Annotated in this window: 18 protein-coding genes; 6 read left to right on the top strand and 12 right to left on the bottom strand. The window is 67.8% G+C overall.

Translation table 11 applies throughout. The features are described from left to right. Positions 1-8: 8 nt before the first annotated feature. From MasN3_RS04345 to MasN3_RS04315, 7 genes are read right to left on the bottom strand one after another with little or no spacing between them, the layout of a single operon-like run. Complete coding sequence (locus MasN3_RS04345) at positions 9-794, bottom strand: 1,6-dihydroxycyclohexa-2,4-diene-1-carboxylate dehydrogenase (RefSeq protein ID WP_281912639.1); 786 nt, start codon at positions 792-794, stop codon at positions 9-11. Continuing rightward, on the bottom strand, positions 791-1,816 hold the full coding sequence (gene benC / locus MasN3_RS04340) for a benzoate 1,2-dioxygenase electron transfer component BenC (RefSeq protein ID WP_281912638.1): 1,026 nt from the start codon (positions 1,814-1,816) through the stop codon (positions 791-793). Before benC ends, MasN3_RS04345 begins: the two co-directional genes overlap by 4 nt. A 38-nt stretch (positions 1,817-1,854) precedes the next feature. Further along, on the bottom strand, positions 1,855-2,346 hold the full coding sequence (gene benB, locus MasN3_RS04335; RefSeq protein ID WP_281912637.1) for a benzoate 1,2-dioxygenase small subunit: 492 nt from the start codon (positions 2,344-2,346) through the stop codon (positions 1,855-1,857). Continuing rightward, the gene (benA, locus tag MasN3_RS04330) at positions 2,343-3,713 is read right to left on the bottom strand and encodes a benzoate 1,2-dioxygenase large subunit (protein ID WP_281912636.1); all 1,371 of its coding nucleotides are present in this window, start codon (positions 3,711-3,713) and stop codon (positions 2,343-2,345) included. The genes benB and benA overlap by 4 nt, the downstream gene beginning before the upstream one ends. A gap of 10 nt (positions 3,714-3,723) precedes the next feature. Further along, positions 3,724-4,644: a catechol 1,2-dioxygenase gene (gene catA / locus MasN3_RS04325; protein ID WP_281912635.1), complete on the bottom strand. Its 921-nt coding sequence runs from the start codon at positions 4,642-4,644 to the stop codon at positions 3,724-3,726. A 29-nt stretch (positions 4,645-4,673) separates the two neighbouring features. Continuing rightward, positions 4,674-4,964, bottom strand: a complete 291-nt coding sequence (catC, locus tag MasN3_RS04320; RefSeq protein WP_281912634.1) for a muconolactone Delta-isomerase — start codon at positions 4,962-4,964, stop codon at positions 4,674-4,676. 23 nt (positions 4,965-4,987) lie between these two features. Continuing rightward, the gene (locus MasN3_RS04315; RefSeq protein WP_281912633.1) at positions 4,988-6,106 is read right to left on the bottom strand and encodes a muconate/chloromuconate family cycloisomerase; all 1,119 of its coding nucleotides are present in this window, start codon (positions 6,104-6,106) and stop codon (positions 4,988-4,990) included. A gap of 101 nt (positions 6,107-6,207) precedes the next feature. Here MasN3_RS04315 and MasN3_RS04310 point away from each other — a divergent pair, with 101 nt between their 5' ends. Continuing rightward, positions 6,208-7,122, top strand: coding sequence for a LysR family transcriptional regulator (locus tag MasN3_RS04310; RefSeq protein WP_281914630.1), 915 nt, complete (start codon positions 6,208-6,210; stop codon positions 7,120-7,122). Here MasN3_RS04310 and MasN3_RS04305 read toward each other — a convergent pair. The 3 genes from MasN3_RS04305 to MasN3_RS04295 form a co-directional block, all read right to left on the bottom strand. Continuing rightward, positions 7,119-8,204 carry a porin gene (locus MasN3_RS04305; protein ID WP_281912632.1) on the bottom strand — a complete coding sequence of 362 codons (1,086 nt, stop codon included), beginning with the start codon at positions 8,202-8,204 and terminating at the stop codon, positions 7,119-7,121. The two genes, MasN3_RS04310 and MasN3_RS04305, sit on opposite strands and share 4 nt — an antisense overlap. A gap of 91 nt (positions 8,205-8,295) precedes the next feature. Continuing rightward, positions 8,296-9,651, bottom strand: coding sequence for an MFS transporter (locus MasN3_RS04300; RefSeq protein WP_281912631.1), 1,356 nt, complete (start codon positions 9,649-9,651; stop codon positions 8,296-8,298). 27 nt (positions 9,652-9,678) lie between these two features. Then, entirely contained in the window at positions 9,679-10,911 is a 1,233-nt protein-coding gene (locus tag MasN3_RS04295) for a benzoate/H(+) symporter BenE family transporter (protein ID WP_370662329.1), read from the bottom strand. A 218-nt stretch (positions 10,912-11,129) separates the two neighbouring features. On the opposite strand from MasN3_RS04295, the gene MasN3_RS04290 reads away from it, so the two are divergent. Beyond that, positions 11,130-11,891, top strand: coding sequence for an SDR family NAD(P)-dependent oxidoreductase (locus MasN3_RS04290; RefSeq protein WP_281912630.1), 762 nt, complete (start codon positions 11,130-11,132; stop codon positions 11,889-11,891). Here MasN3_RS04290 and MasN3_RS04285 read toward each other — a convergent pair. After that, entirely contained in the window at positions 11,827-12,801 is a 975-nt protein-coding gene (locus tag MasN3_RS04285; protein WP_281912629.1) for a LysR family transcriptional regulator, read from the bottom strand. The two genes, MasN3_RS04290 and MasN3_RS04285, sit on opposite strands and share 65 nt — an antisense overlap. A 118-nt stretch (positions 12,802-12,919) precedes the next feature. Here MasN3_RS04285 and MasN3_RS04280 point away from each other — a divergent pair, with 118 nt between their 5' ends. Then, complete coding sequence (locus tag MasN3_RS04280) at positions 12,920-13,312, top strand: RidA family protein (RefSeq protein ID WP_281912628.1); 393 nt, start codon at positions 12,920-12,922, stop codon at positions 13,310-13,312. Positions 13,313-13,401: 89 nt separating this feature from the next. Then, positions 13,402-13,830: a hypothetical protein gene (locus MasN3_RS04275; RefSeq protein ID WP_281912627.1), complete on the top strand. Its 429-nt coding sequence runs from the start codon at positions 13,402-13,404 to the stop codon at positions 13,828-13,830. Positions 13,831-13,921: 91 nt separating this feature from the next. Here the strand turns inward: MasN3_RS04275 and queC are convergent, their stop codons facing one another. Next, entirely contained in the window at positions 13,922-14,632 is a 711-nt protein-coding gene (queC, locus tag MasN3_RS04270) for a 7-cyano-7-deazaguanine synthase QueC (protein ID WP_281912626.1), read from the bottom strand. 148 nt (positions 14,633-14,780) lie between these two features. Between queC and MasN3_RS04265 the strand changes: the two genes are divergently transcribed. Further along, the gene (locus tag MasN3_RS04265; protein WP_281912625.1) at positions 14,781-16,631 is read left to right on the top strand and encodes an autotransporter assembly complex protein TamA; all 1,851 of its coding nucleotides are present in this window, start codon (positions 14,781-14,783) and stop codon (positions 16,629-16,631) included. Next, positions 16,631-21,070 carry a translocation/assembly module TamB domain-containing protein gene (locus MasN3_RS04260; RefSeq protein ID WP_281912624.1) on the top strand — a complete coding sequence of 1,480 codons (4,440 nt, stop codon included), beginning with the start codon at positions 16,631-16,633 and terminating at the stop codon, positions 21,068-21,070. The genes MasN3_RS04265 and MasN3_RS04260 overlap by 1 nt, the downstream gene beginning before the upstream one ends. Positions 21,071-21,089: the final 19 nt, after the last annotated feature.

Raw genomic sequence — 21,089 nt, 5'->3', positions numbered from 1 at the left:
TGTTTCCCTTATCCCTGGTCACCGCCGCCGACCGGCAGCACGGTTCCCGTGATGTACGATGCCTCGTTCGAAGCCAGGAACAGGATCGCGCCGACCTGTTCGTCGATGGTGCCGTAGCGCTTCATCTGGCTGCTCGAGCGGGTCTGCTCGACGATGCCGGCATACCAGAGCTCTTCCATCTCGCTCAGCGGCTGCGGATTGCGCGGGACCTTGCGCGGCGGCGCCTCGGTGCCGCCGGTGGCCACCGCGTTGACGCGGATGTTGTTGCCGGCGTGCTCGAAGGCCAGGCTGGCGGTCAGAGCGTTGACGCCGCCCTTGGCCGCCGAGTACGGAATGCGGTAGATGCCGCGCGTGGCCACCGAGGACACGTTGACGATGGCGCCCCCGCCGCCTGCCAGCATGGCCGGCAGCACCGCCCGGCATCCCCACAGGGTCGGGAACAGCGAGCGCCGGATCTCGGCCTCGATCTGCGCCTCTTCGTATTCCTGGTAGGGCTTGGCCCAGATGGTGCCGCCCACGTTGTTGACCAGGATGTCGATGCGCCCGTAATCCTCGAGCGCGCGGGCCGCCATCTGGCTCGCCCCGGCCCAGGTTTCCAGGTCGACCTCGACCACCACCACCTGGGCTCCGAGCGCGGCGGCTTCCTGCGCCACCTCATGCACCAGCGGCGAGCGGTCGGCCAGCAGCAGCTGGGCGCCTTCGCGCGCCGCCGCCAGGGCCACGCCGCGGCCGATGCCCTGGGCGGCGCCGGTCACGACCATCACCTGGTCCTTGAAACGGTCCGGATGGATCATGCTGCACCTCCGCTGCTGGCCGAGAATTTCTCGAAGTAGAAGTTGGCCGGCTTGACGCCCTGGCCGTCGAGCCAGCCGCGCACCGCCTCCACCATCGGCACCGGGCCGCACAGGTAGACGTCGACGTCGCCGCCGTTCACCCAGGCGGGTTCGACGTGCGCGGTGGCATAGCCCTTGCGCAGGTGGCAACTGGCGTCGCTCGAGACGCAGGTCAGGTACTCGAACTGCGGATGCGCGGCGGCGATGCGGTCCAGGTGCTCCAGCTCGACCAGGTCGTGGTCGTTGGTGACGGCGTAGACCATTTTCACGGGCTGGGTGAAGCCCTGCTTGTCGAGCACGTCGAGCATCGACAGGAAAGGCGCGATGCCGGTGCCGCCTGCCAGCAGCAGCAATGGACGCTGGAGCGGACGCAGGTAGAAGCTGCCGAAGGGGCCGGCGAAGCTGACCGCGTCGCCCACCTTGGCCGCGCCGCCCAGGTAGCCGCTCATCAGGCCACCGGGCACGTTGCGCACCACGAAGCTTGCCAGGGATGCGCCCGGCGCCGAACTGAACGAATACGAGCGGGTTTCCTGGGTGCCGGGCACGGTGACGTTCACGTACTGGCCGGGCAGGAAGTCGAGCGCGTCGGGCGTGTCCAGCGCCACCGAGAAGCGGAAGCTCGACGGCGACAGCGCCGTCACTTCGGCGATCTTGCCGGCGAAGCTGTGCACGCCGGTCTTGCAGGCGCTCGAGGTGGCCGGGATGCGCACCACGCAGTCCGAGGTGGGACGCATCTGGCAGGCCAGCACGTACCCTGCCGCGGCATCCTGCGGCTCGAGCGCGTCCTCGATGTAGCTCTCCGGCGGCATCTCGTACTGGCCGGATTCGCACAGCCCGCGGCAGGTGCCGCAGGCGCCATCGCGGCAGTCGAGCGGAATGTTGACTTTCTGGCGGTAAGCGGCGTCCGCCAGTTTCTCGTTGGGGTTACAGCTGATGAAACGGGTCACGCCGTCCTCGAACTGCAGTGCGATGGTATGGCTCATCAAGGTCTCCTGCTCCTGTGTTGCTGCTTGCTTGTCAATCAGATGTGGTACACGTCGATGACCTGGCTGATGTAGTCGTTTTTCAGGACCACGTACTTGTCCAGGATCTTCGGCGTCGCGCCGCCGAACTCGATCACGTAGCGCGACATGCCGAAATGGCTGTAGGTTGTCTTGTAGCGGTGGCTCAGGGTGTGCCAGTTGAAGCGCACCGTCAGGCGCGTTCCCTCAAGCTTCTCGACTTCCACGTTGGCGATGTTGTGGCTGGTGCGGGTGTCCGGCATGGTGGCGCTGGAGCGCTCGGTCTTGATGCGGAACACGCGGTCTTCCAGGCCCTGGCGGGTCGGGTAGTAGATCAGCGAGATTTCGCGCTGCGGGTCCGAGACCAGCTTGCCGTCATCGTCCCAGGCCGGCATCCAGAACTGCGCCTCCGGGTCGTAGCATTCCAGCCAGTCGTCCCACTGCTCGTCGTCGAGCAGCCGGGCCTCGCGGTACAGGAAGGCGCACAGCTTGTCCATGGTAACTTCGCTCATTTCGATTCCCCTTCCTTGGCCAGGGCGTCCTTCATCACTTCCAGCCAGTAGCGGTGCTGCACCGTGTACAGACCCTCGTCCTCGGTGCGCAGGCCGCTCATCACCGGCTGCAGGCCGATCTCCTTGGCCGCCTCGTCCGGACCCTTGATCCAGTGGGTGGCGCCGCGGCACATATCGTTCCATTGCATGGCGCCGCCGGCATAGCCTTCCTGGCAGGCGCGGAATTCTTCCAGGTCGTCCGGCGTGGCCATGCCGCTGACGTTGAAGAAGTCCTCGTACTGGCGGATGCGGCGTGCACGGGCTTCATCCGATTCGCCTTTCGGGGCGATGCAGTAGATCGTGACCTCGGTCTTGTTCACGGCCAGCGGACGCAGCACGCGGATCTGCGAGCCGAACTGGTCCATCAGGTAGACGTTCGGATACAGGCACAGGTTGCGCGAGCGCTCCACCATCCAGTCGGCGGTGCTCTTGCCGTACTGCTCGGCGTACTCGGCATGGCGTGCGAAGTTCGGCCGGTCTTCCGGGTTGGCCCACTTGGTCCACAACAGCATGTGGCCGTGGTCGAAGGCGTAGAAACCGCCGCCCTGGCGTCCCCATTTGCCGGCATCCATGGCGCGGATCTTGTCTTCGCGGATCGCCTGCTCTTCCTTGCGGCGGCTGGTGGTGGCCGCGTAGTTCCAGTGCACCGCGCTCACGTGGTAGCCGTCGGCGCCGTTCTCGGCCTGCAGCTTCCAGTTGCCATCAAAGGTATAGGTCGAGGAGCCGCGCAGCACTTCCAGGCCGTCCGGCGATTGGTCGACGATCATGTCGATGATCTTGCCGGCGTCGCCCAGGAACTCTTCCAGCGACGGCACGTCCGGATTCAGGCTGCCGAACAGGAAGCCCTTGTAGTTGCCGAAGCGCGCCACCTTCTTCAGGTCGTGCGAGCCTTCCTTGTTGAAGCACTCCGGATAGCCGGCGTCTTCCGGGTCCTTCACTTTCAGCAGCTTGCCGCTGTTGTTGAAGGTCCAGCCGTGGAACGGGCAGGTGTAGGTCGCCTTGTTGCCGCGCTTGTGGCGGCACAGCTGGGCGCCGCGGTGGCTGCAGGCGTTGATGAAGGCGTTCAGCTCGCCCTGGCGGTTACGCGCGATGAACACCGGCTGGCGGCCGATGTGCGTCGTGTAGTAATCGTTGACGTTCGGGACCTGGCTTTCGTGGGCCAGGTAGATCCAGTTGCCCTCGAAGATGTGCTTCAGCTCGAGTTCGAACAGGGCTTCGTCGGTGAAGGCGTTGCGGTGCAGGCGGTAGTCGCCGCTGGCTTCGTCTTCGATCAGGTAGTCGTCGATGCGCTTCGGGGCAAAAGCGCTGACCGGACGGATCGGGATCATGGCGTTCTCCTCAGGCGGCGGCGCGGGCGCGCTCCACCACCGGGCTCGGGGCGCCGGCGGTGTCGCGGTACAGGCGGAAATCGAAGTCGATGGAGGCGAACGGCGCGTCCACGCGCTTCGCATCCAGCTGGGCCGGGTCGTCGATGCGCTTCACCGCCGGCACCAGGCCTTCGCGGCTGGCGAAGGCGAAGTCGTCCCACAGGTACTCGTCGCCGTCGATGTTGATCTGGGTGGTCAGCTTGCGGTGGCCCGGCGCGGACACGAAGAAGTGGATGTGGGCCGGACGCTGGCCGTGGCGGCCCAGCTTGTCGAGCAGCTGCTGGGTGGTGCCGTTCGGCGGGCAGCCGTAGCCCTTGGGCAGGATGCTGCGGAAGGCATAGCGGCCCTCTTCGTCCGTGACGATGGTGCGGCGCAGGTTGAAGTCCGACTGGGTGCGGTCGAAGAAGGAGTAGTTGCCCAGCAGGTTGGCGTGCCAGACTTCGACCTTGGCGCCGGCCAGCGGCTGGCCGGCGCCGTCGAACACGGTGCCCTGCATGAACAGGGTTTCGGCCTGCGCGCTTTCGGTGCCGTCGTCGAGGCGGGCGAAGCCCACGCTTTCCGGGGCGCCGGCCACGTACAGCGGGCCTTCGATGGTGCGCGGGGTGCCGCCTTCCAGGCCGGCTTTCGCTTCGGCTTCGTCGGCGCGGATGTCCAGGAAACGCTCCAGGCCCAGGCCGGCGGCCAGCAGGCCCAGCTCGTTGGCGGCGCCGGCGGCCGACATGTAGGACACGCCGCTCCAGAATTCGCTCGGGCTGATGTCGAGGTCTTCGATGGCCTTGCACAGGTCGCCCAGCAGGCGCACGACGACTTGCTGCACTCGCGGGTCGGCCGGCTTCGATGCGGCGTCCACGACCCAGTTCTTCGCCAGGGTTTCGATATCTGCGTGGTTCATTTCAGTCTCCTTTAGGTATGGGTGGTGGGTTAGCGATCGTCAAGCCGGATCGAGGACGGATGGCGGCACAGGGGCGTCACCTCGATCTGCATGTAGGGGAACAGGGGCAGCGACATCAACAGCGCGTGCAGGGCTTCGTTGCTCTCGACGTCGAAGATGCTGACGTTGGCGTACTGGCCGGCGATGCGCCACAGGTGGCGCCAGGCGCCCTCTTCCTGCAGGCGCTGGGCCAGGACCTTCTCGTCGGCCTTCAGGCGGGCGGCTTCATCCGCCGGCATCGATGGCGGCAGTTGAACGTTCATGCGGACGTGGAACAGCATGTCTGGTCTCCTCGGGTATTCGGTTAGCGGCGCTGCATTGCATGCAGCTTGTCCAGGTCGGGCTCGACGCCAAGGCCGGGGCCGGTCGGCACCTGCAGCATGAAATCGCGGTAGACCAGCGGTTCGGCCAGGATTTCCTGGGTCAGCAGCAGGGGCCCGAACAGCTCGGTGCCCCAGGCCAGTTCGGCGAAGGTGGCGCAGACGTGGGCGGTGGCCGCGGTGCCGATGCCGCCTTCGAGCATGGTGCCGCCGTACAGGTCGATGCCGGCCAGACGCGCCACGGTCGCCACCTCCAACGCCGGGGTCAGGCCGCCGGACTGGTTGATCTTGACGGCATACACGTCGGCGCCGTCGGCGCGGGCGATCGCCATCGCGTCGTCCGGGCCGTGCAGGGCTTCGTCGGCCATGATTGCCACATCGAAGCGCGCCTTCAGCCTGGCGAGCGCCGCGACGTTGCCGGCCTTGACCGGCTGCTCGATCAGGTCGACGCCGCCGGCTTCCAGGGCGGCGATGCCGCGCACGGCATCGAGCTCGCTCCAGGCCTGGTTGACGTCGACCCGCACGCTGGCGCGGTCGCCCAGCGCGCGCTTGATGGCCAGCACGTGCTGGACGTCCTGGTCGACTTCGCGCAGACCGATCTTCAGCTTGAAGATGCGGTGGCGGCGCAGCTCGAGCATCTGCTCGGCTTCCTGGATGTCGCGGCTGGTGTCGCCGCTGGCCAGGGTCCAGGCCACCGGCAGCGCGTCGCGCACCCGGCCGCCCAGCAGTTCCGAGAGCGGCACCTTGATGCGGCGCGCCTGGGCGTCCAGCAGCGCGGTCTCGATCGCGCATTTGGCGAAACGGTTGCCCTGGAATGCCTTGCGCAGCTTGGCCATCGCCTTGGCCACGCCGCTTGCGTCCATGCCGACCAGCAGCGGGGCGATGTAGGTGTCGATATTGGTCTTGATGCTTTCCGGGCTCTCTTCGCCGTAGGCCAGGCCGCCGATGGTGGTGGCCTCGCCCCAGCCGGTGATGCCGTCCTCGCAGCGCACCCGCACCAGCACCAGGGTCTGGGTATTCATGGTGGCGACCGACAGCTTGTGGGGGCGGATCGTCGGCACGTCGACCAGGAAAGTTTCGATGTTCGCGATATTGGTTTTCATATTCAATGCGTATAATTCTGTCGGTAGAAGCACGATAATCCCGCTTAACAGCGTCGTCCAAGACTAAGTTGGTATCGATTCGATACCTGGGAGGTATGATGTTGGAACTGCGTCACCTGCGCTATTTCGTCGCCGTGGCGGAAGAACGCAACTTCACCCGGGCGGCCGAGCGCCTGCATATCGCACAGCCGCCGCTGAGCCGCCAGATCCAGCAGCTCGAGGAATACCTGGGCGTGGCCCTGATCGAAAAAGGCACCCGTCCGCTGCGCCTGACCGAGGCCGGGCAGTTCTTCCTGGCCCATGCCAAGCCCCTGCTCGACCAGGTGCGCGACCTCAAGAGCATGACCCAGCGCGTGGGCAAGCTGGAGCGCACCATCAACGCCGGTTTCGTCGCCTCGACCCTGTACGGCCTGCTGCCGGACATCATCCGGCGCTACCGCGCGGCCCATCCCGAGGTCGAAGTGGTGATGCACGAGATGACCACCATCGAACAGATGAAGGCCCTGAAGGAAGGCCGCATCGACGTCGGCTTCGGACGCCTGAAGAGCGAGGATCCGAGCATCCGCCGGATCCTGCTGCGCGAGGAGCGCATGGTGCTGGCGTTATTTCCCGGCCACCGCCTGGCCGCCGGCGACGCGCCGCTACGCCTGGTGGACCTGGTGCACGAGCCGCTGCTGGTCTACCCGAGCACGCCGCGCCCGAGCTTCGCCGACCAGGTGCTGGGCCTGTTCAGCGAAGCGCACCTGACCCCGGACCACGTGGTCGAAGTGCGCGAACTACAGATCGCGATGGGCCTGGTGGCGGCCGAACAGGGCCTGGCCATCGTGCCGGCGAGCGTGCAGGGCATGCACCACCGGAACGTGGTGTACCGTCCCATCGAGGACAAGCACGCGTTCTCGCCGATCTTCTTCAGCGTGCGTCACATGGAGCGCACGCCGGAGCTGGAACAGATGCTGGCGGTGATCTACGAGATCTACGACGACTACGGGCTGCCGCACACCAAGGAGACGCTTTAAAATGCGTGACGCAAGCCCGCCATGACGCCGTTCTGCGCTCCTCCCGGCGCCACCGTGCCGCCGGCGTCGAGGGCGACGGCGGCCAGGCCGTCGTTGTCCATCCGCCCCACCGCCCCGTACACCGCGGTGCGCTTCGAGAACGCGTAGGTCAGGCGCGCCACGGCCATCCTGGTATCGTCGCCGGAGCGCTTGACATCCTTGCGCGCCACCTGCGCATCCAGGGTCAGGCCAGGTGCCAGCGGGTGGCTCACACCGAGGTAGACCAGGTCGGACTCGGCAATGCCGGTGGCCGCATCCGTCTTGCGGTCGATGATGCCCGCGCCGACCTTGGTCGCGCCCAGCATGGCGTAGCCGTTGACGGTGACGCGCCGGTCGAAGCGTTCGCTGCTGGTAAGGCCGCCGGCCGCGCCCGTGTTCCCATACAGCTTGTCATAGCTCACGTTCATCCCATACGCGGCGCCGTCATAGCCGAGCAGCGCCGTCACCTGGCGGCAGGCCTTGCTGTTGCCGGCCACCTCGCCGCCGCAGTTGGTGGCCGAGGGGCCGCCCGCGGCCGAGGCGTCGCGCCCGAAGCTGTAGGTGGCGCCCACGGTGACGCCCTGGAAGCTACCCAGGTAGCCGACCGCATTGTCGCTGCGCGCGTTCGGCAGGTAGAGGTCGATGCTGTTGATCGAGAACAGGTTCGGCCCCAGCACGTCGCTCTTGGCGGTAGCGAGGAAAGTCATGTTGAGGATGCGCCCGACCTGCAGCGTGCCCCAATTGCCCTTCAGTCCGATCCAGGCCTGGCGCCCGAACAGGCGTCCTCCCTGCCCCGAGACGCCGGTGTCCGGATTGAAGCCACTCTCCAGCGCGAACACGGCGGCCAGGCCGCCGCCCAGGTCTTCGCTGCCGCGAAAGCCGATGCGCGAAGGCAGGCTGCCGGACAGCGAAGAGACCTTGGTGAGGGCATTGCCGGCGGCGTCGGCATTGGTGGTGCGGGCCACGGCGGCATCGACGATGCCGTACACCGTGACCTGGGTCTGGGCATGGGCGGCGGCGCTGCACACCATGGCGGCAAGGGCGAGGCTTGGTACTGCTTTCATGCATGTCTCCTTCTGTTTGTATTCGTACGCGCGCACGTGCACGGGCCGCGCCCCGTTCAGGGGGCGGCCAGGTGTTGTGCCAGGGTTGGAATCAGGCCTTGGTCGGTTCCGCCAGTGTGGCGCTGCGCAGCGCCGGACGGGCCGAGGCCGAGCGGCCGTGGCGGATGCAGGCCACGGCCACCGCTGCGATGGCGGCGGGGATGGCGATCGCGAGGAAGTTCTGCTGCAGCGGCAGGGCCATGCCGACCAGGGTGCCGATCACGATCGGCGCCAGGATCGCGCCGCTGCGGCCGACGCCCGAGGCCCAGCCGATGCCGGTGGAGCGCACCGCCATCGGGTAGAACTGGCCGGCATAGGCATAGGTGACGATCTGGGTGCCGATGGTCGAGGCGCCCGCCAGGCCGACCAGCAGGAACAGCACCGGCGTCGACACCTTGTAGCCCAGCAGCGTGATCGACACCGCGGCCAGCAGGTACATCCCCACCAGCACATACTTGATGTGGAAGCGGTCGGCCAGCCAGCCGCCGCCCACCGCGCCGATCACGGCGCCGAAGTTCAGCACCAGCACGAAGGTGAGGGCCGAGCCCAGGCTGTAGCCGGCGCCGGCCATCAGCTTGGCCAGCCAGGAGCTGAGCGCGTACACCATGAACAGGCACATGAAGAAGGCGATCCAGAACATGATAGTGGAGAAGCCGCGGCCGTCCTGGAACAGCCGGCCGATCGGCGCTCCTTGCGCGCGGTCGGCCGCCGGCAGCGTGTAGCTGTCGTCCTTCTGCACGCGGTAGCTCGGCTCCATGCGCACCAGGATGTCCTGCAGCTCGGCCTGGCGGCCCAGGCGGATCAGGAAGGGCATCGATTCGGGCAGGCCTTTCAGGATGAAGGGAATCAGGATCACCGGCACGCCGGCGGCCAGGAACACCGACTGCCAGCCGTAGGCTTCGATCATGCCCTTGCCCAGCAGGGCGGCCAGCATGCCGCCCACCGCATAGCCGCTGAACATCAGCGTGACCATGGTGGAGCGGATGCGCTTGGGCGAATACTCGGTCATCTGGGCTACCACGTTCGGCATCACGCCGCCGATGCCCAGGCCGGCGAGAAAGCGCATCACGCTGAAGGTGTAGGGGTCGCTGGCGAAGCCGGCGGCCGCCGTGAACACGCTGAACAGGGCCAGGCAGATGACGATCGCCAGGCGCCGGCCGATCCTGTCGGCGATGGTGCCGAGGAAGATCGCGCCGAACATCATGCCGAACAGGGCCGAGCTGACCATGAAGCCGGCGCTCTGGGCGGTGACGCCCATCTCCTGCATGATCGAGGGCAGCGCGATCCCGGCCACGGCCAGGTCGTAGCCGTCGCAGATGATGATGAGCGCGCACCAGGTGAGGATGCCGAGATGGAAGCGGTTGAAGCGGGCCTCGTCGGCCAGCTTGTGTACGTCGATGTGTCGCATGTTGCTGTCTCCTGTCGTTTGTGGGTGTTATTTGTTGCGGGGGCCGTGCAGCACCCGGCAGGCCACGATCCCGATGATGATGCCCCAGAAGGCCGAGCCCAGGCCGAGGAAGCTGGTGCCCGAGGCGGTGGCCACGAAGGCGATCAGGGAGGCCTCGCAGTGGTCCTGCGCGGCCACCATGGCGCCGAGGTTGGCCAGGATCGGGCCGAGCAGCGCCAGTCCGGCCAGGGTCATCACCAGCTCTTTCGGGAAGGCCGCGAACAGCATCACGATCGAGCCGCCGAACAGTCCCGCGACCAGGTAGAAGACGCCGTTGGCGATGCCGGCGATGTAGCGGCGGCCCGGATCCTCGTGCGCTTCGCGGCCGGTGCACATGGCGGCCGTGATGGCGGCGATCGCGATCGTGATGCCGCCGCTGAAGGCGACCAGCAGCGACACCAGGCTGCTGGTGGCGATGATCGGCCGCACCGGGCTGTCGTAGCCCGAGGTCCTCAGGACCGTCATGCCCGGCAGGTACTGGCCGGTGAGCGTGACCAGCACCAGCGGCAGGGCCAGGCTGAAGGTGCTCGACCAGGACCAGGCCGGCTGGATGAATTGCGGCAGCGCGAGCTCGAAGGCGAGCCCGCCGACATCGGTGCTCCCGCCGGCCCAGGCGATGGCCGCGCCGGTGGCCAGCAGCAGCGCGATGCAGTAGCGGGGCGTGGTGCGCTTGAAGACGAGGTAGGCGGCGAGCATGCCCAGCACCAGCACCGGCATGGTCTGCAGGCCGGTGAATGCCTTGAGCCCGAAGGGAATCAGGATGCCCGCCATCATGCCGCTGGCCACCCCGGGCGGCACCCAGGCGGCGACGCGCTCGACCCAGCCGGACAGGCCGATGGCGAGCAGGATCGCGGCGGCCGTCAGGTAGGCGCCGACCGCCTCGTTCAGCGACAGGTCCGGAAACAGCGTGATCAGGAGCGCGGTGCCCGGCGCCGACCAGGCGGTGATGACGGGGATTTTCAGGCGCCAGCTCAGAACGATGCCGGCGACGGCCGCGCCGATGGAGATGCCCCAGACCCAGGAGGCGGACATCTCGTTCGAGATGCGCGCCGCCTGGGCCGCCTGGAAGAAGATCGCCAGCGGGCCGGAGAACGAGACCAGCACGGCCAGGAAGCCGGCGACGATGGCGGGCAGCATGGAAGCTGCCCCGCCATGCTGCGTATTGGACAGCGCGGGCATGGCTTCGCCCGCGCCACGGCTGTGATGGCCCTGACCCTGCATGCTGTCTCCGTTTCGTTTTTTCTGGAGAAGCGCCGTCGTGGGCGCTTCCTGCATTGCAGAGTAGTTAAGCCCGCGGGCTCAGTCCAACACTGATTTGGTATGCAATCGATACCTCAGGGGTATCGGTCGGGCTTGCCTGTCTGCATTTGAAAATCCGGGTTCGCGGAGCTGTGCTATGGTCGTTCGACCCGTTCACACGCGCGCTCGAAGGAGGAAGGATGAACCGCTTCAAGGACAAGACCGTACTGGTGACAGGTGCGGCTTCCGGCATCGGCCTGGCGGTTGCCCGCCGCTTCCTCGACGAGGGCGCCCGGGTCGTGATGCTCGATATCGACGCAGCCTGCCTTCAAGAGTCCGCTGCCGCACTGCCGCAGGACCGCATCCTGGTGCAGGTCGGCGATACCGCCGACAGGCAAACGGCCGTCACCGCCGTCAAGGCCGCGGTCGAGAAGTTCGGCGGGCTGCACGTCCTCGTCAACAACGCCGGGGTGGCGACCGAGGGCGACATCATGGCGACCAGCGAGGAAGACTTCGAGCGCGTCATGGCGGTCAACGTGGCCGGCTACTTCCACATGGCCAAGGCGGCGATGCCCGAGCTGGTGAAGACCCGCGGTTCGATCGTCATGACCTCTTCCGTGTCGGGGCTGGGCGGCGACTGGGAGCTGTTCGCCTACAACACCTCGAAGGGCGCCGTCAGCAACATGGTGCGCGCGATGGCGATGGATGCGGCCAAGGATGGCGTGCGGGTGAACGCCGTCAATCCGAGCTTCACGGTTACCCGGATGACCGAGGACATGGTGAACGATCCGGAGCTGGTCGCCGAATTCAACAAGCGCATGCCTCTCGGCGCGCCCGAGGATCCGGAGGGCGTTGCGGCGGCGATGGTGTTCCTGGCGAGCGAGGATGCGCGCCTGATCACGGGGGTGAACCTGCCGGTGGATGCGGGCCTGATGGCGTCGAACGGGCAGCCGCACCAGTAGGAAGCTTCGCCGCCAGCGGCGCATGCTGCCCCATCAACTCCACGATCCAGTCGATGAACACCCGCAGCGCCTTGCCCAGGTAGCGGTTGGGCGGATAGGCCACGTAGAGCGGCATCGGGTCGATCTCCCAATCCGCGAACAGGCGCACCAAGGCCCCCTTGGCCGCATGCTCGCGCGCCATGTAGTCGGGCAGCCACAGCACGCCCAATCCGGCCAGGCCCGCCGTCAGGTAGGCGTTGCCGTCGTCGATCGCCAGTACGTAGCGCCCGCCGATCTTCACCGTCTCGCCGCTCCTGTGCATGGCGTAAGGCAGGCCGTTGGCCCAGCGGAAGCGCACGATGCGGTGGCGCGGGTCCTGCAGATCATTGGGGTGCAGCGGCGTGCCGGCCTGGGCCAGGTAGGAAGGCGCCGCATAGACGCCCAGCTGCAGATCGCCGACGTGGCGCGCCACCAGCGACAGGTCGGACACCTGGCCGCCGCGCACCACGCAGTCGACGTTCTCGCCGATCAGGTCGACCTTGCGGTCGCTGGCGCCGAGGTCGAACTGGATCTCGGGGTAGCGCGCGTGGAAGGCCGGCAGCGCCGGCACCAGGATCATGTTCGCAAACGGACTGGGCACGTCCACCCGCAACAGGCCGCGCGGCGCGTTTGAAGAGCCGGGAAGATTGTTCTCGATGTCGTGCAGCTCGGCCAGCAGGCGCACCACGCGCTCGTAGTAGGCGGCGCCGTCGGCGGTGACGTTCACCTTGCGGGTGGTGCGGTTGAGCAGCTTGAGGCGCAGGTGGGCTTCCAGCTGCTGCACCAGCTGGGTCACGCTGGTGCGGCTCATGCCGAGCGTCTCGGCCGCCCGGGTAAAGCTGCCCGCCTCGACCACCCGGACGAATGCCCGCATGCCGTCAAATCTGTCCATCAGGCCTCCGCTATCGATTGTGTGGATTATACAAACAGTCTTGACGTCATTTGGTGGTTTATCTGGGCAAATCGGAGCGCTACAGTGCGAGCATCCACCAACAGCAAGGAGTGCACCCATGACTATCCGTGATGTCGTTTTCCCGGCCGGCCGCCAGGCCCTGTATGAACAGAACCGCTATTCGCCCGCCGTACGTTCCGGCGGCTTCCTGTTCGTGTCCGGCCAGGTCGGCAGCCGCGAGGATGGCTCGCCCGAACCGGAACTCGATGCCCAGGTGCGGCGCGCCTTCCAGAACCTGAATGCCGTGCTGGATGCGGCCGGCTGCACGTTTGGGGACGTGGTCGACGTGACCGTGTTCATCGTCGATCCGGAGTCGACATTCGAGCGTATCTGGGAGGTGGCGCGCGAATACTGGGGCGAGGCGCCCTACCCCAATATCACGGCGGTGGGGGTGACCTGGCTGTACGGCTTCCAGTTCGAGATCAAGGCGATCGCCCGGGTACCGGAATGAGGCGCAGGCCGGCGATGTGAGCTTTCGCGCATTTTCGGCCGCACGGAATCGGGCATGATGGCGACATACCACTCGCCATCGTTCATCCCATGCCTGCTTCGATACCGACCTTCGTTGCCGTATTGCTCCTCCTGGCCGGTAGCGCGGCCATCCCGGCATCGGCATGCCGGCTCTACTCCCCGGAGGAAGTCGGCCGCGGACGCGAGGCAGCCCTGCGCACGATGCAGGCGAAGGTCCTGGCGCTCAGGGACGAAGCGGACCTGGTGTTTGTCGGCTACCTGCAGAAACTGACCTACCATGACATGACCGTCGATGCCGGGTCCGCTTCTCCCACCGTCATGCGGGCACACCAGGCAAGCTTCCTCAACCCCACTGAAATCAAAGGCAAGTACCCGACGGGCCTGGCGCTGGGCTTCCGGACCAACCAGACCCTGGTCGTGGTCAATTGCCACAGCAACATCCAGGACAGCTTGCCCAAGGGAGAAAGACGTCGGTCAGACCTTTCTCGTCTACGCTAAAGAGGGCAGAATCCTCAGGGTCAGCCGTATTCCGGAACAGCAGCTGATGGACGGCGGGCAGGAAGCGGAGTTCTTGCGCAACAGCCCTTAATCAAGCGCCCTTGCGCGCCACGTACTGCTGGTAGCCGCGCGCCCGCAGCGCGCAGGCCGGGCAGGTCCCGCAGCCATGCCCCCAGGCATGGGCCTCCCCGCGCTCGCCCAGGTAGCAGGTATGGGTGTCGAAGCGGATCAGGTCCACCAGCGCCTCGCCGCCGCAGTCCTGGGCCAGCTGCCAGGTCTCGGCTTTGTCGATCCACATCAGCGGCGTCTCGACCTTCAGGCGCGTGGCCATGCCGAGGTTCAGGGCCACCTGCAGCGCCTTCATGGTGTCGTCGCGGCAGTCCGGGTAGCCCGAGAAATCGGTCTCGCACATGCCGCCCACCAGCACGTTCAGGCCGCGCCGGTAGGCCACCGTGGCCGCCACCATCATGAACATCAGGTTACGGCCCGGCACGAAGGTGTTCGGCAAGCCGTTTTCCTGCATCGCGATCGCCACATTGCTGGTCAGGGCGGTATCCGAGATCTTGCCGATCAGGGACAGGTCGATCAGGTGGTCCTCGCCCAGGCGCGCGTCCCAGTCCGGCCGCAGTGCGCGCATCTTCGCCAGCAGCGGCAGGCGCACGTCCAGCTCGATGGCGTGGCGCTGGCCATAGTCGAAGCCGATGGTCTCCACGCGCGCATAGCGCTGCAGCGCCCACGCGAGGCAAGTGGTGGAATCCTGGCCGCCGCTGAACAGGACGAGGGCGGTGTCGTTGGTGTGCATGATCGAGGTCCGTGAACGGAAGAAAGCGCGAATTCTGGCATAAAACAGGGGCATGCGTGCGCCGCGGCAAGCGCACTGCTGGGCGAAGAGTTCGTCATCATTTTTGCCAATCCGTTAAGATTGCCATGAATTTTATCTGTGGAGTCTTATGTTTCCTGCAAGATCGATCCCGCGCCGTTTGCGCCCCCTGCCCCGTCTCCTGGCCGGCATGGGCGCATTGCTATTTGCAACGGCATTGCACGCACAGGGAATCGATTACCAGGTCCGCATCGACGCCCCGCGCCAGATCGAGAACATGCTCGAGGAAAACCTCGACCTGATGCGCTGGCGCGGCAACCCGCGCGTGGACATGGAGCAGCTGCAGCGCCTGGTCAAGGAAGCCCCGGAACAGGCCAGGACCTTCATCGCCACCGAGGGCTATTACTCGCCCAAGATCTCGGCCGGCCTGGATACCAGCGGCGGCCGGCCGGTGGCGCGCGTCATCGTCGATCCAGGTCCGGCCACCGTGGTCGGCGACGTCGACCTGGTGCTGCAGGGCTTCGCCCCGATCGACGAGGGCAGCGCGCCGTTCGACGCCGGCGCCCTGCGCCAGCGCTGGTCGCTGCCGGTGGGGGCGCGCTTCCGCCAGGAGGACTGGGAAGCGGCCAAGCGCGGCCTGCTGCGCGAAGTGGCGCAGACGCGCTTCCCGCGTGCGCGCCTGGTGGAAACCAGCGCCACCGTCGATCCGGAAGAGCGCCGCGCCTTGCTGCGCGTGGTCATCGACAGCGGCCCGGAGATGCGCTTCGGCGAGCTGCGCATCCGCGGCCTGAAACGCTATCCGCGCGAGGTCATCACCAACCTGAACAAGATCAATCCGGGCGACCAGTACAGCGAGGCGGCGCTGACCGCCCTGCAATCGCGCCTGCAGGACACCGGCTACTTCAGCAGCGTCGAGGTCAGCGCCGACATGCGCCAGGTGCTCAACGCCGAGCTGCAGGAACTGAAGGAAGGCGACGGCGACGCCGACGCCAACCCTGCCACGCCGGAACCGCCGACCGGCCCGACCGTGCTGCCGGTGCTGGTGCGCGTGGTCGAGAACAAGCGCAAGAACGTCGAGGTCGGCCTCGGCTTCTCGACCGATACCGGCGCGCGTGCCCAGGCCAGCTACGACGACCTGAACGTGTTCGGCAAGCGCATGAAGAGCGACCTGATCTACGAACAGCGGCGCCAGACCGCGCGCGTCGACTTCTTCTGGCCGACCACGCCCAAGGGCTACAACGACAGCGTCGGCGCCGGCGTCGAGCGCAACGACGTGCGCGGCGAGATCACCACCCTGGCCACGGTCGCGGCGCGCCGTTCCTGGGGCTCGCCCCTGCTCGAGCGCAGCCTGACGCTCGAAGCGCTGATCGAACGACGCGAAGTGCCGCCGAGCGAGCCGACCACCGCGCGCAGCGTGCCGCTTACCTACGCCATCACCAAGCGCAAGCTCGACAGCCTGATCCAGCCTACCAACGGCTACGTGCTGCAGGGCCAGCTGGGCGGCGCCCTGCTGCCGATCCTGACCGACGAAAAATTCCTGCGCCTCTACCTGCGCGGCCAGATGTTCAAGCCGCTGGGCGAAGCCGGCACCCTGGTGCTGCGCGGAGAATTCGGCGCGGTGGCGGCCAAGGAAAAGCTGGGCGTGCCGTCGACCTTCCTGTTCCGCGCCGGCGGCGACCAGTCGGTGCGCGGCTACGGCTACCGCGAACTGGGCGTGCGCGAGAACGGCGCCATCGTCGGCGGCAAGTACCTGCTCACCGCGAGCGCCGAATACCAGTATTTCTTCCGCCCGCCCTGGGGCGTGGCCGTGTTCTATGACGTCGGCAATGCCGCCGACAAGGTCGGCGACCTGAAACCGAAATCCGGCTTCGGCGTCGGCGCGCGCTGGCGCAGCCCGGTGGGCCCGATCAACGTCGACCTGGCCTATGGCCATGCCGTGAAAAAGGCGCGCCTGCACTTCTCCCTGGGATTCACCTTCTGATGGACACGAACGACACCTCCACCGACCAGGCTACGCCCGCGGCGCAGCCCAAGCCGCGGCGCTGGCCGCGCCGCGTCGCCATCGGCGTCGTCGTCACGGGCGTGATCGTCGGCGGCACGCTCTGGTACCTGGGGCGCGAGACCACGCTGCAGATGATCGCGCAGAAGGTGGCCGCGTCCACCGGCGGCAAGCTCACCCTGACCGGCGTGCGCGGCTCCCTGTACGGCACCATGACCATCGAACGCGCGGTGTGGCGCACCGACGAGCAGCTGGTCATCGCCAACAAGATCAACCTGCACTGGTCGCCGGGGCAGATCGTCTCGCGCGGCATCCTGGTGGACAAGCTGCACGCGGCCAACCTGCGGGTCGAGACCCTCAAGGAAAGCGAGGAGCGCTCGCCGATGCCGGCGACGCTGGCGCCGCCGTTCACGGTCTCGATCGACGACGCGCGCCTGAACCGGGCCACCTTCGTCAACCAGGGCGCGGAAACCCACATCGACAACATCCGCCTGCGCGTGGAGGGCAGCAAGCAGCGCTGGCAGCTACGCGACGCCGCCGCCGTGACGCCCTGGGGCGAGGTGGCCGCCAACGGCAGCATCGGCGCCCAGCGCCCCTTCAAGCTCGACGCCACCGCCAGCCTGACCCAGTCGCAGGCCAAGGCCGGCGCCAGAGCCGCCCAGCTGCGCTTGAAGCTCGGCGGCGACCTGGAGACCACCCTGGTCGACGCCAATGGCCAGGCCGGCCGCGCGGTGGGCGACGCCCGCTTCGTGCTCTCGCCCTATGCCGAGATTCCGCTGCGCGAAATGCGCATCAACGGCCGCAACGTCGACCCGGGCTTCTTCAACCCGTCGCTGCCGACCGCCGACCTGACTTTCGCCATCGCCGGCAAGCTGGACGACAAACGCAATATCAGCGGCCGCGTCGACATCAGCAACGACGGGCCGGAAGGCACCATCGACCAGCAGCGCCTGCCGCTGCGCCTCATGCGCGGCCAGCTGGGCGGCAACCTGGACGCCCTGCAGGTGTCCGACGTGCTGATGGATTTCGGCGCCGCCGGCCGCTTCACGGGCACCGGCGGCGTGCAGCGCGACAAGAACGAGGAAGGTCTCGGCACCGCGCGCTTCACCCTGCACACCGACCGCTTCGACCTGAAGGGCATCCATTCCGCCATGAAGCCCACCGCGATCCGCGGCGACATCCAGGTGACGAATGCCGGCGACACGCAAACCCTGCAGGCCAACCTGGCCGACAAGGCGCTGCGCCTGGCCGCGCTGGCGACGCTGCAGAACAACGTGGTCACGGTGCGCGAAGCGCGCCTGTCCAGCGGCAGCAGCCGGGTAGACCTCAGCGGCAGCATGAACCTGCTGGAAGACAAGGCCTTCAAGGCCAGCGCCAGCGCCAGCCGCTTCAACCCGGCCGATTTCGGCGACTTCCCGCAAGCCGACATCAACGCCAGCGTCAATGCGGCCGGCGCGCTCGCCCCGGCCTGGCGCGTGGATGCCGACTTCGCGGTGCGCCGTAGCCGCCTGATGAACCAGGCGCTGTCCGGCCAGGGCAAGCTGCACGCTGACGCCAAGCGCATCAGCGGCATCGATGCCGACCTGGCGCTGGGCCAGAACACGGTGGCCTTGAGGGGCGCCTTCGGCGGCGCGGGCGACCGCCTGCAATGGCGCGTCGACGGACGCCAGCTGTCGGCGCTGCGCAGCGACTTGTACGGCGCCGTCACGGCAAGCGGCGTCGCCACCGGCAGCATGGCGGCGCCGCGCACCACTTTCGAAGTCAATGCCAATGGCCTGGGCTGGGTCGCCGCCCAGCGCAAGAATGCGGGCGGCAGCCTGCGCGCCAGCGGCGAAGCCTGGCTGGCCGGGGGCGAAGGCGCGCGCTTCGTCGAAGCGAAGATGAGCGGCGCGATGCAGCGCTTTAATCCCGCCGCCTTCGGTTCGCCCCTGGCCGGCTCGATCAACGGCGCGTTCGACGCCAGCGGCCGTAGCGGGGCCGACTGGCGCGGCGCGGTCGACCTGCGGGTGCAAGACTCGCTTCTGTCGAATTCGCCGCTGTGGGGCCACGCCAAACTCACGGCCGACCGCCGCCACATCTCGCATGCCGACGTCGACCTGCACGTGGGCGCCAACGTGCTGGCCGCCAAGGGCAGCTTCGGCGCGGGCAAGGATCAACTTGACTGGCGCATCGACGCCCCGCAGCTGGCCGCGCTCGGCCCCGACTTCGCCGGCGTGCTGCGCGGCCAGGGCCTTCTTTCCGGCACCATGGATGCGCCCTCGTTCGGCGCCGCGCTGGAAGGCCAGAACCTGCGCCTGCTCGGCGTCCACAGCATCCGCGCGCTGCGCGCCAGCGCCAAGCTCGGCTCCGGTCGCGGCGCCAACGACGCACTGGCGACCGACATCCAGGTCACCGAGTACGCCAGCGGCGACACCCGCGTCGCTTCTGCCAGCCTGAAAACGGAAGGCACGCGCGGCGCCCATACCCTGCGCGCGGCCGCGGTCGGCGACGCTTTCGATGCCAACCTCGAGGTGCGCGGCGGCTTCGCGCGCGACACCTGGAGCGGTACCCTGGCCGCCTTGCAGAACCGCGGCCGCTACGCGATGACGCTGCAGGCACCGGTGCCGCTGCGCATCAGCGGCGCGCCCGGCAGCGGATTCATGGGCCTGGCCAAGCCGCAAAGCATCGCCTTCAACGGCGCCGTCATTCGCCTGCCGGCCGGCAGCATCACGGTCGACTCGCTGGTCAAGAACGGCCCGCGCTGGGCCAGCCGCGGCCATGCCGACAACGTGCCGCTCACCTACCTGTCGCAGTTCTCGCCCACCATCCGCGACAACGCGCGCGGCGACCTGACCCTGGGCGCGAAATGGGAGCTCGACCTGCGCACCGCGACCGCCACCGGCGGCGCACCGGCGCTGGACGGCATGGTCCACGTGTTCCGCGAAAAGGGCGACGTGATCGCCGGCGGCGACCGCCCGGTGCCGCTCGGCCTGCGCACTTTCGAGGCGCGCGCCGACGTCGTCGGCAGCTCGCTGAAGGTCGGCCTCGACCTCGACGGCGCCCGCACCGGCAGCGTCGAGGTCGACGCCACCGCCCAGCTGCTGCAGGGCCGCCTGGACGGCGACAGCCCGCTGCGCATGACGGCCAGGGCCGACATCGGCTCGATCGCCTGGCTGGCCTCGTTCGCCGGCCAGTCCGGGCTCGAGCTGGACGGCGCGCTGCGCCTGGCCCTGACAGGAACCGGCACGATCGGCACGCCGCGCCTGGACGGCAGCGTGCAGGGCGACAAGCTGGCGGTGCGCTGGCCCGAACAGGGCCTGCGCCTGCAGAACGGCGAGCTGCGCGCCAGCCTGGCCGGCGACCGGCTGCAGCTGCAGCGCCTCTACTTCCAGGGCCGCCAGGGCAGCGCCTCGGCCGACGGCTTCCTGCGCTTTTCCAGCGGCCTGGCCGCGGCCGACCTGCGTCTGACGCTGGACAAGCTCGAAGCGCTGTCGCGCCCGGACCGCACCGTGGTCCTCAGCGGCAAGGCCTCGCTGGTGCGCGACGCCGAGCGCTTCGCGATCGAAGGCAACGTGCGCGCCGACCGCGCCCTGATCGAATTCGCGCCGCAGGGCCGGCCGACCATGTCGGACGACGTCATCGTGCTGGGCCAGGGCGGCACCAGGCCGCAGCCCTCGAACAAGAAAGAAGAACTGCCGCTCACCATCGACCTGCGCGCCGACCTGGGCGACGAGTTCCGACTGCGCGGCCTGGGCATCGACGCCACCCTGGCCGGCAACGTGCGCATGCGCAAGGTCGGCGCCGGCGCGCCGCGCGTGAACGGGACCATCCGCGCGGTCGAAGGCGATTATGCGGCCTATGGACAGCGGCTGGAGATCCGGCGCGCCGTCATCACCTTCAGCGGTCCCTACGACAACCCGGCGCTCGACGTGCTGGCAGTGCGCGCGCGGCCCGAGGGCGAGCAGCTGACCGAAACCAATGTGGAAGCTGGCGTGCAGGTACGCGGCACCGCCCAGGCGCCGGAAGCGCGGCTGGTATCGACGCCGAACGTGCCGGACAGCGAGAAACTGTCCTGGCTGGTGCTCGGCCACGGCATGGAAGGCACCAGCGGCAACGAGAAGGACGTGCTGGCCGCCGCGGCCGCCGCCCTGCTCGGCGGCAAGGGCGGCACCGGCGGCATCACGCAGAAGCTGGCGACCTCGCTCGGCGTGGACGAACTGGGCCTGAAGCAGGCGAACGGCGGCAACGGCGGCCTGGCGGACACGGTAGTGACGGTGGGCAAGCGCATCTCGTCGCGCACCTACCTCAGCTTCGAGCAGGGCGCGACCACGGCCTCGAGCCTGGTACGCCTGCGCTACAAATGGACCCCGCGCATCACGCTGCAGTTCCAGACCGGCACCAATACCGCGCTGGACGTGCTGTACGCCTGGGCCTTCGATTAATCCGCCTGGCCCTCCGGAG

The sequence above is a fragment of the Massilia varians genome (assembly GCF_027923905.1).
Taxonomy (GTDB): Bacteria; Pseudomonadota; Gammaproteobacteria; order Burkholderiales; family Burkholderiaceae_D; genus Telluria; species Telluria varians_B.
Note: the sequence above shows the minus strand (reverse complement) of the source record. Positions and strands in the feature narration are given on the sequence as shown.

Bases quoted from the DNA above. Each gene is read 5' to 3' on its own strand.
- MasN3_RS04285 (WP_281912629.1), bottom strand. From the start codon at position 12,801: ATGGACAGATTTGACGGCATGCGGGCATTCGTCCGGGTGGTCGAGGCG.
- MasN3_RS04305 (WP_281912632.1), bottom strand. From the start codon at position 8,204: ATGAAAGCAGTACCAAGCCTCGCCCTTGCCGCCATGGTGTGCAGCGCC.
- MasN3_RS04275 (WP_281912627.1), top strand. From the start codon at position 13,402: ATGCCTGCTTCGATACCGACCTTCGTTGCCGTATTGCTCCTCCTGGCC.
- catA (WP_281912635.1), bottom strand. From the start codon at position 4,644: ATGAACCACGCAGATATCGAAACCCTGGCGAAGAACTGGGTCGTGGAC.
- MasN3_RS04315 (WP_281912633.1), bottom strand. From the start codon at position 6,106: ATGAAAACCAATATCGCGAACATCGAAACTTTCCTGGTCGACGTGCCG.
- queC (WP_281912626.1), bottom strand. From the start codon at position 14,632: ATGCACACCAACGACACCGCCCTCGTCCTGTTCAGCGGCGGCCAGGAT.
- MasN3_RS04290 (WP_281912630.1), top strand. From the start codon at position 11,130: ATGAACCGCTTCAAGGACAAGACCGTACTGGTGACAGGTGCGGCTTCC.
- MasN3_RS04280 (WP_281912628.1), top strand. From the start codon at position 12,920: ATGACTATCCGTGATGTCGTTTTCCCGGCCGGCCGCCAGGCCCTGTAT.
- benB (WP_281912637.1), bottom strand. From the start codon at position 2,346: ATGAGCGAAGTTACCATGGACAAGCTGTGCGCCTTCCTGTACCGCGAG.
- benC (WP_281912638.1), bottom strand. From the start codon at position 1,816: ATGAGCCATACCATCGCACTGCAGTTCGAGGACGGCGTGACCCGTTTC.
- catC (WP_281912634.1), bottom strand. From the start codon at position 4,964: ATGCTGTTCCACGTCCGCATGAACGTTCAACTGCCGCCATCGATGCCG.
- MasN3_RS04345 (WP_281912639.1), bottom strand. From the start codon at position 794: ATGATCCATCCGGACCGTTTCAAGGACCAGGTGATGGTCGTGACCGGC.
- MasN3_RS04265 (WP_281912625.1), top strand. From the start codon at position 14,781: ATGTTTCCTGCAAGATCGATCCCGCGCCGTTTGCGCCCCCTGCCCCGT.
- MasN3_RS04300 (WP_281912631.1), bottom strand. From the start codon at position 9,651: ATGCGACACATCGACGTACACAAGCTGGCCGACGAGGCCCGCTTCAAC.
- benA (WP_281912636.1), bottom strand. From the start codon at position 3,713: ATGATCCCGATCCGTCCGGTCAGCGCTTTTGCCCCGAAGCGCATCGAC.
- MasN3_RS04295 (WP_370662329.1), bottom strand. From the start codon at position 10,911: ATGCAGGGTCAGGGCCATCACAGCCGTGGCGCGGGCGAAGCCATGCCC.
- MasN3_RS04260 (WP_281912624.1), top strand. From the start codon at position 16,631: ATGGACACGAACGACACCTCCACCGACCAGGCTACGCCCGCGGCGCAG.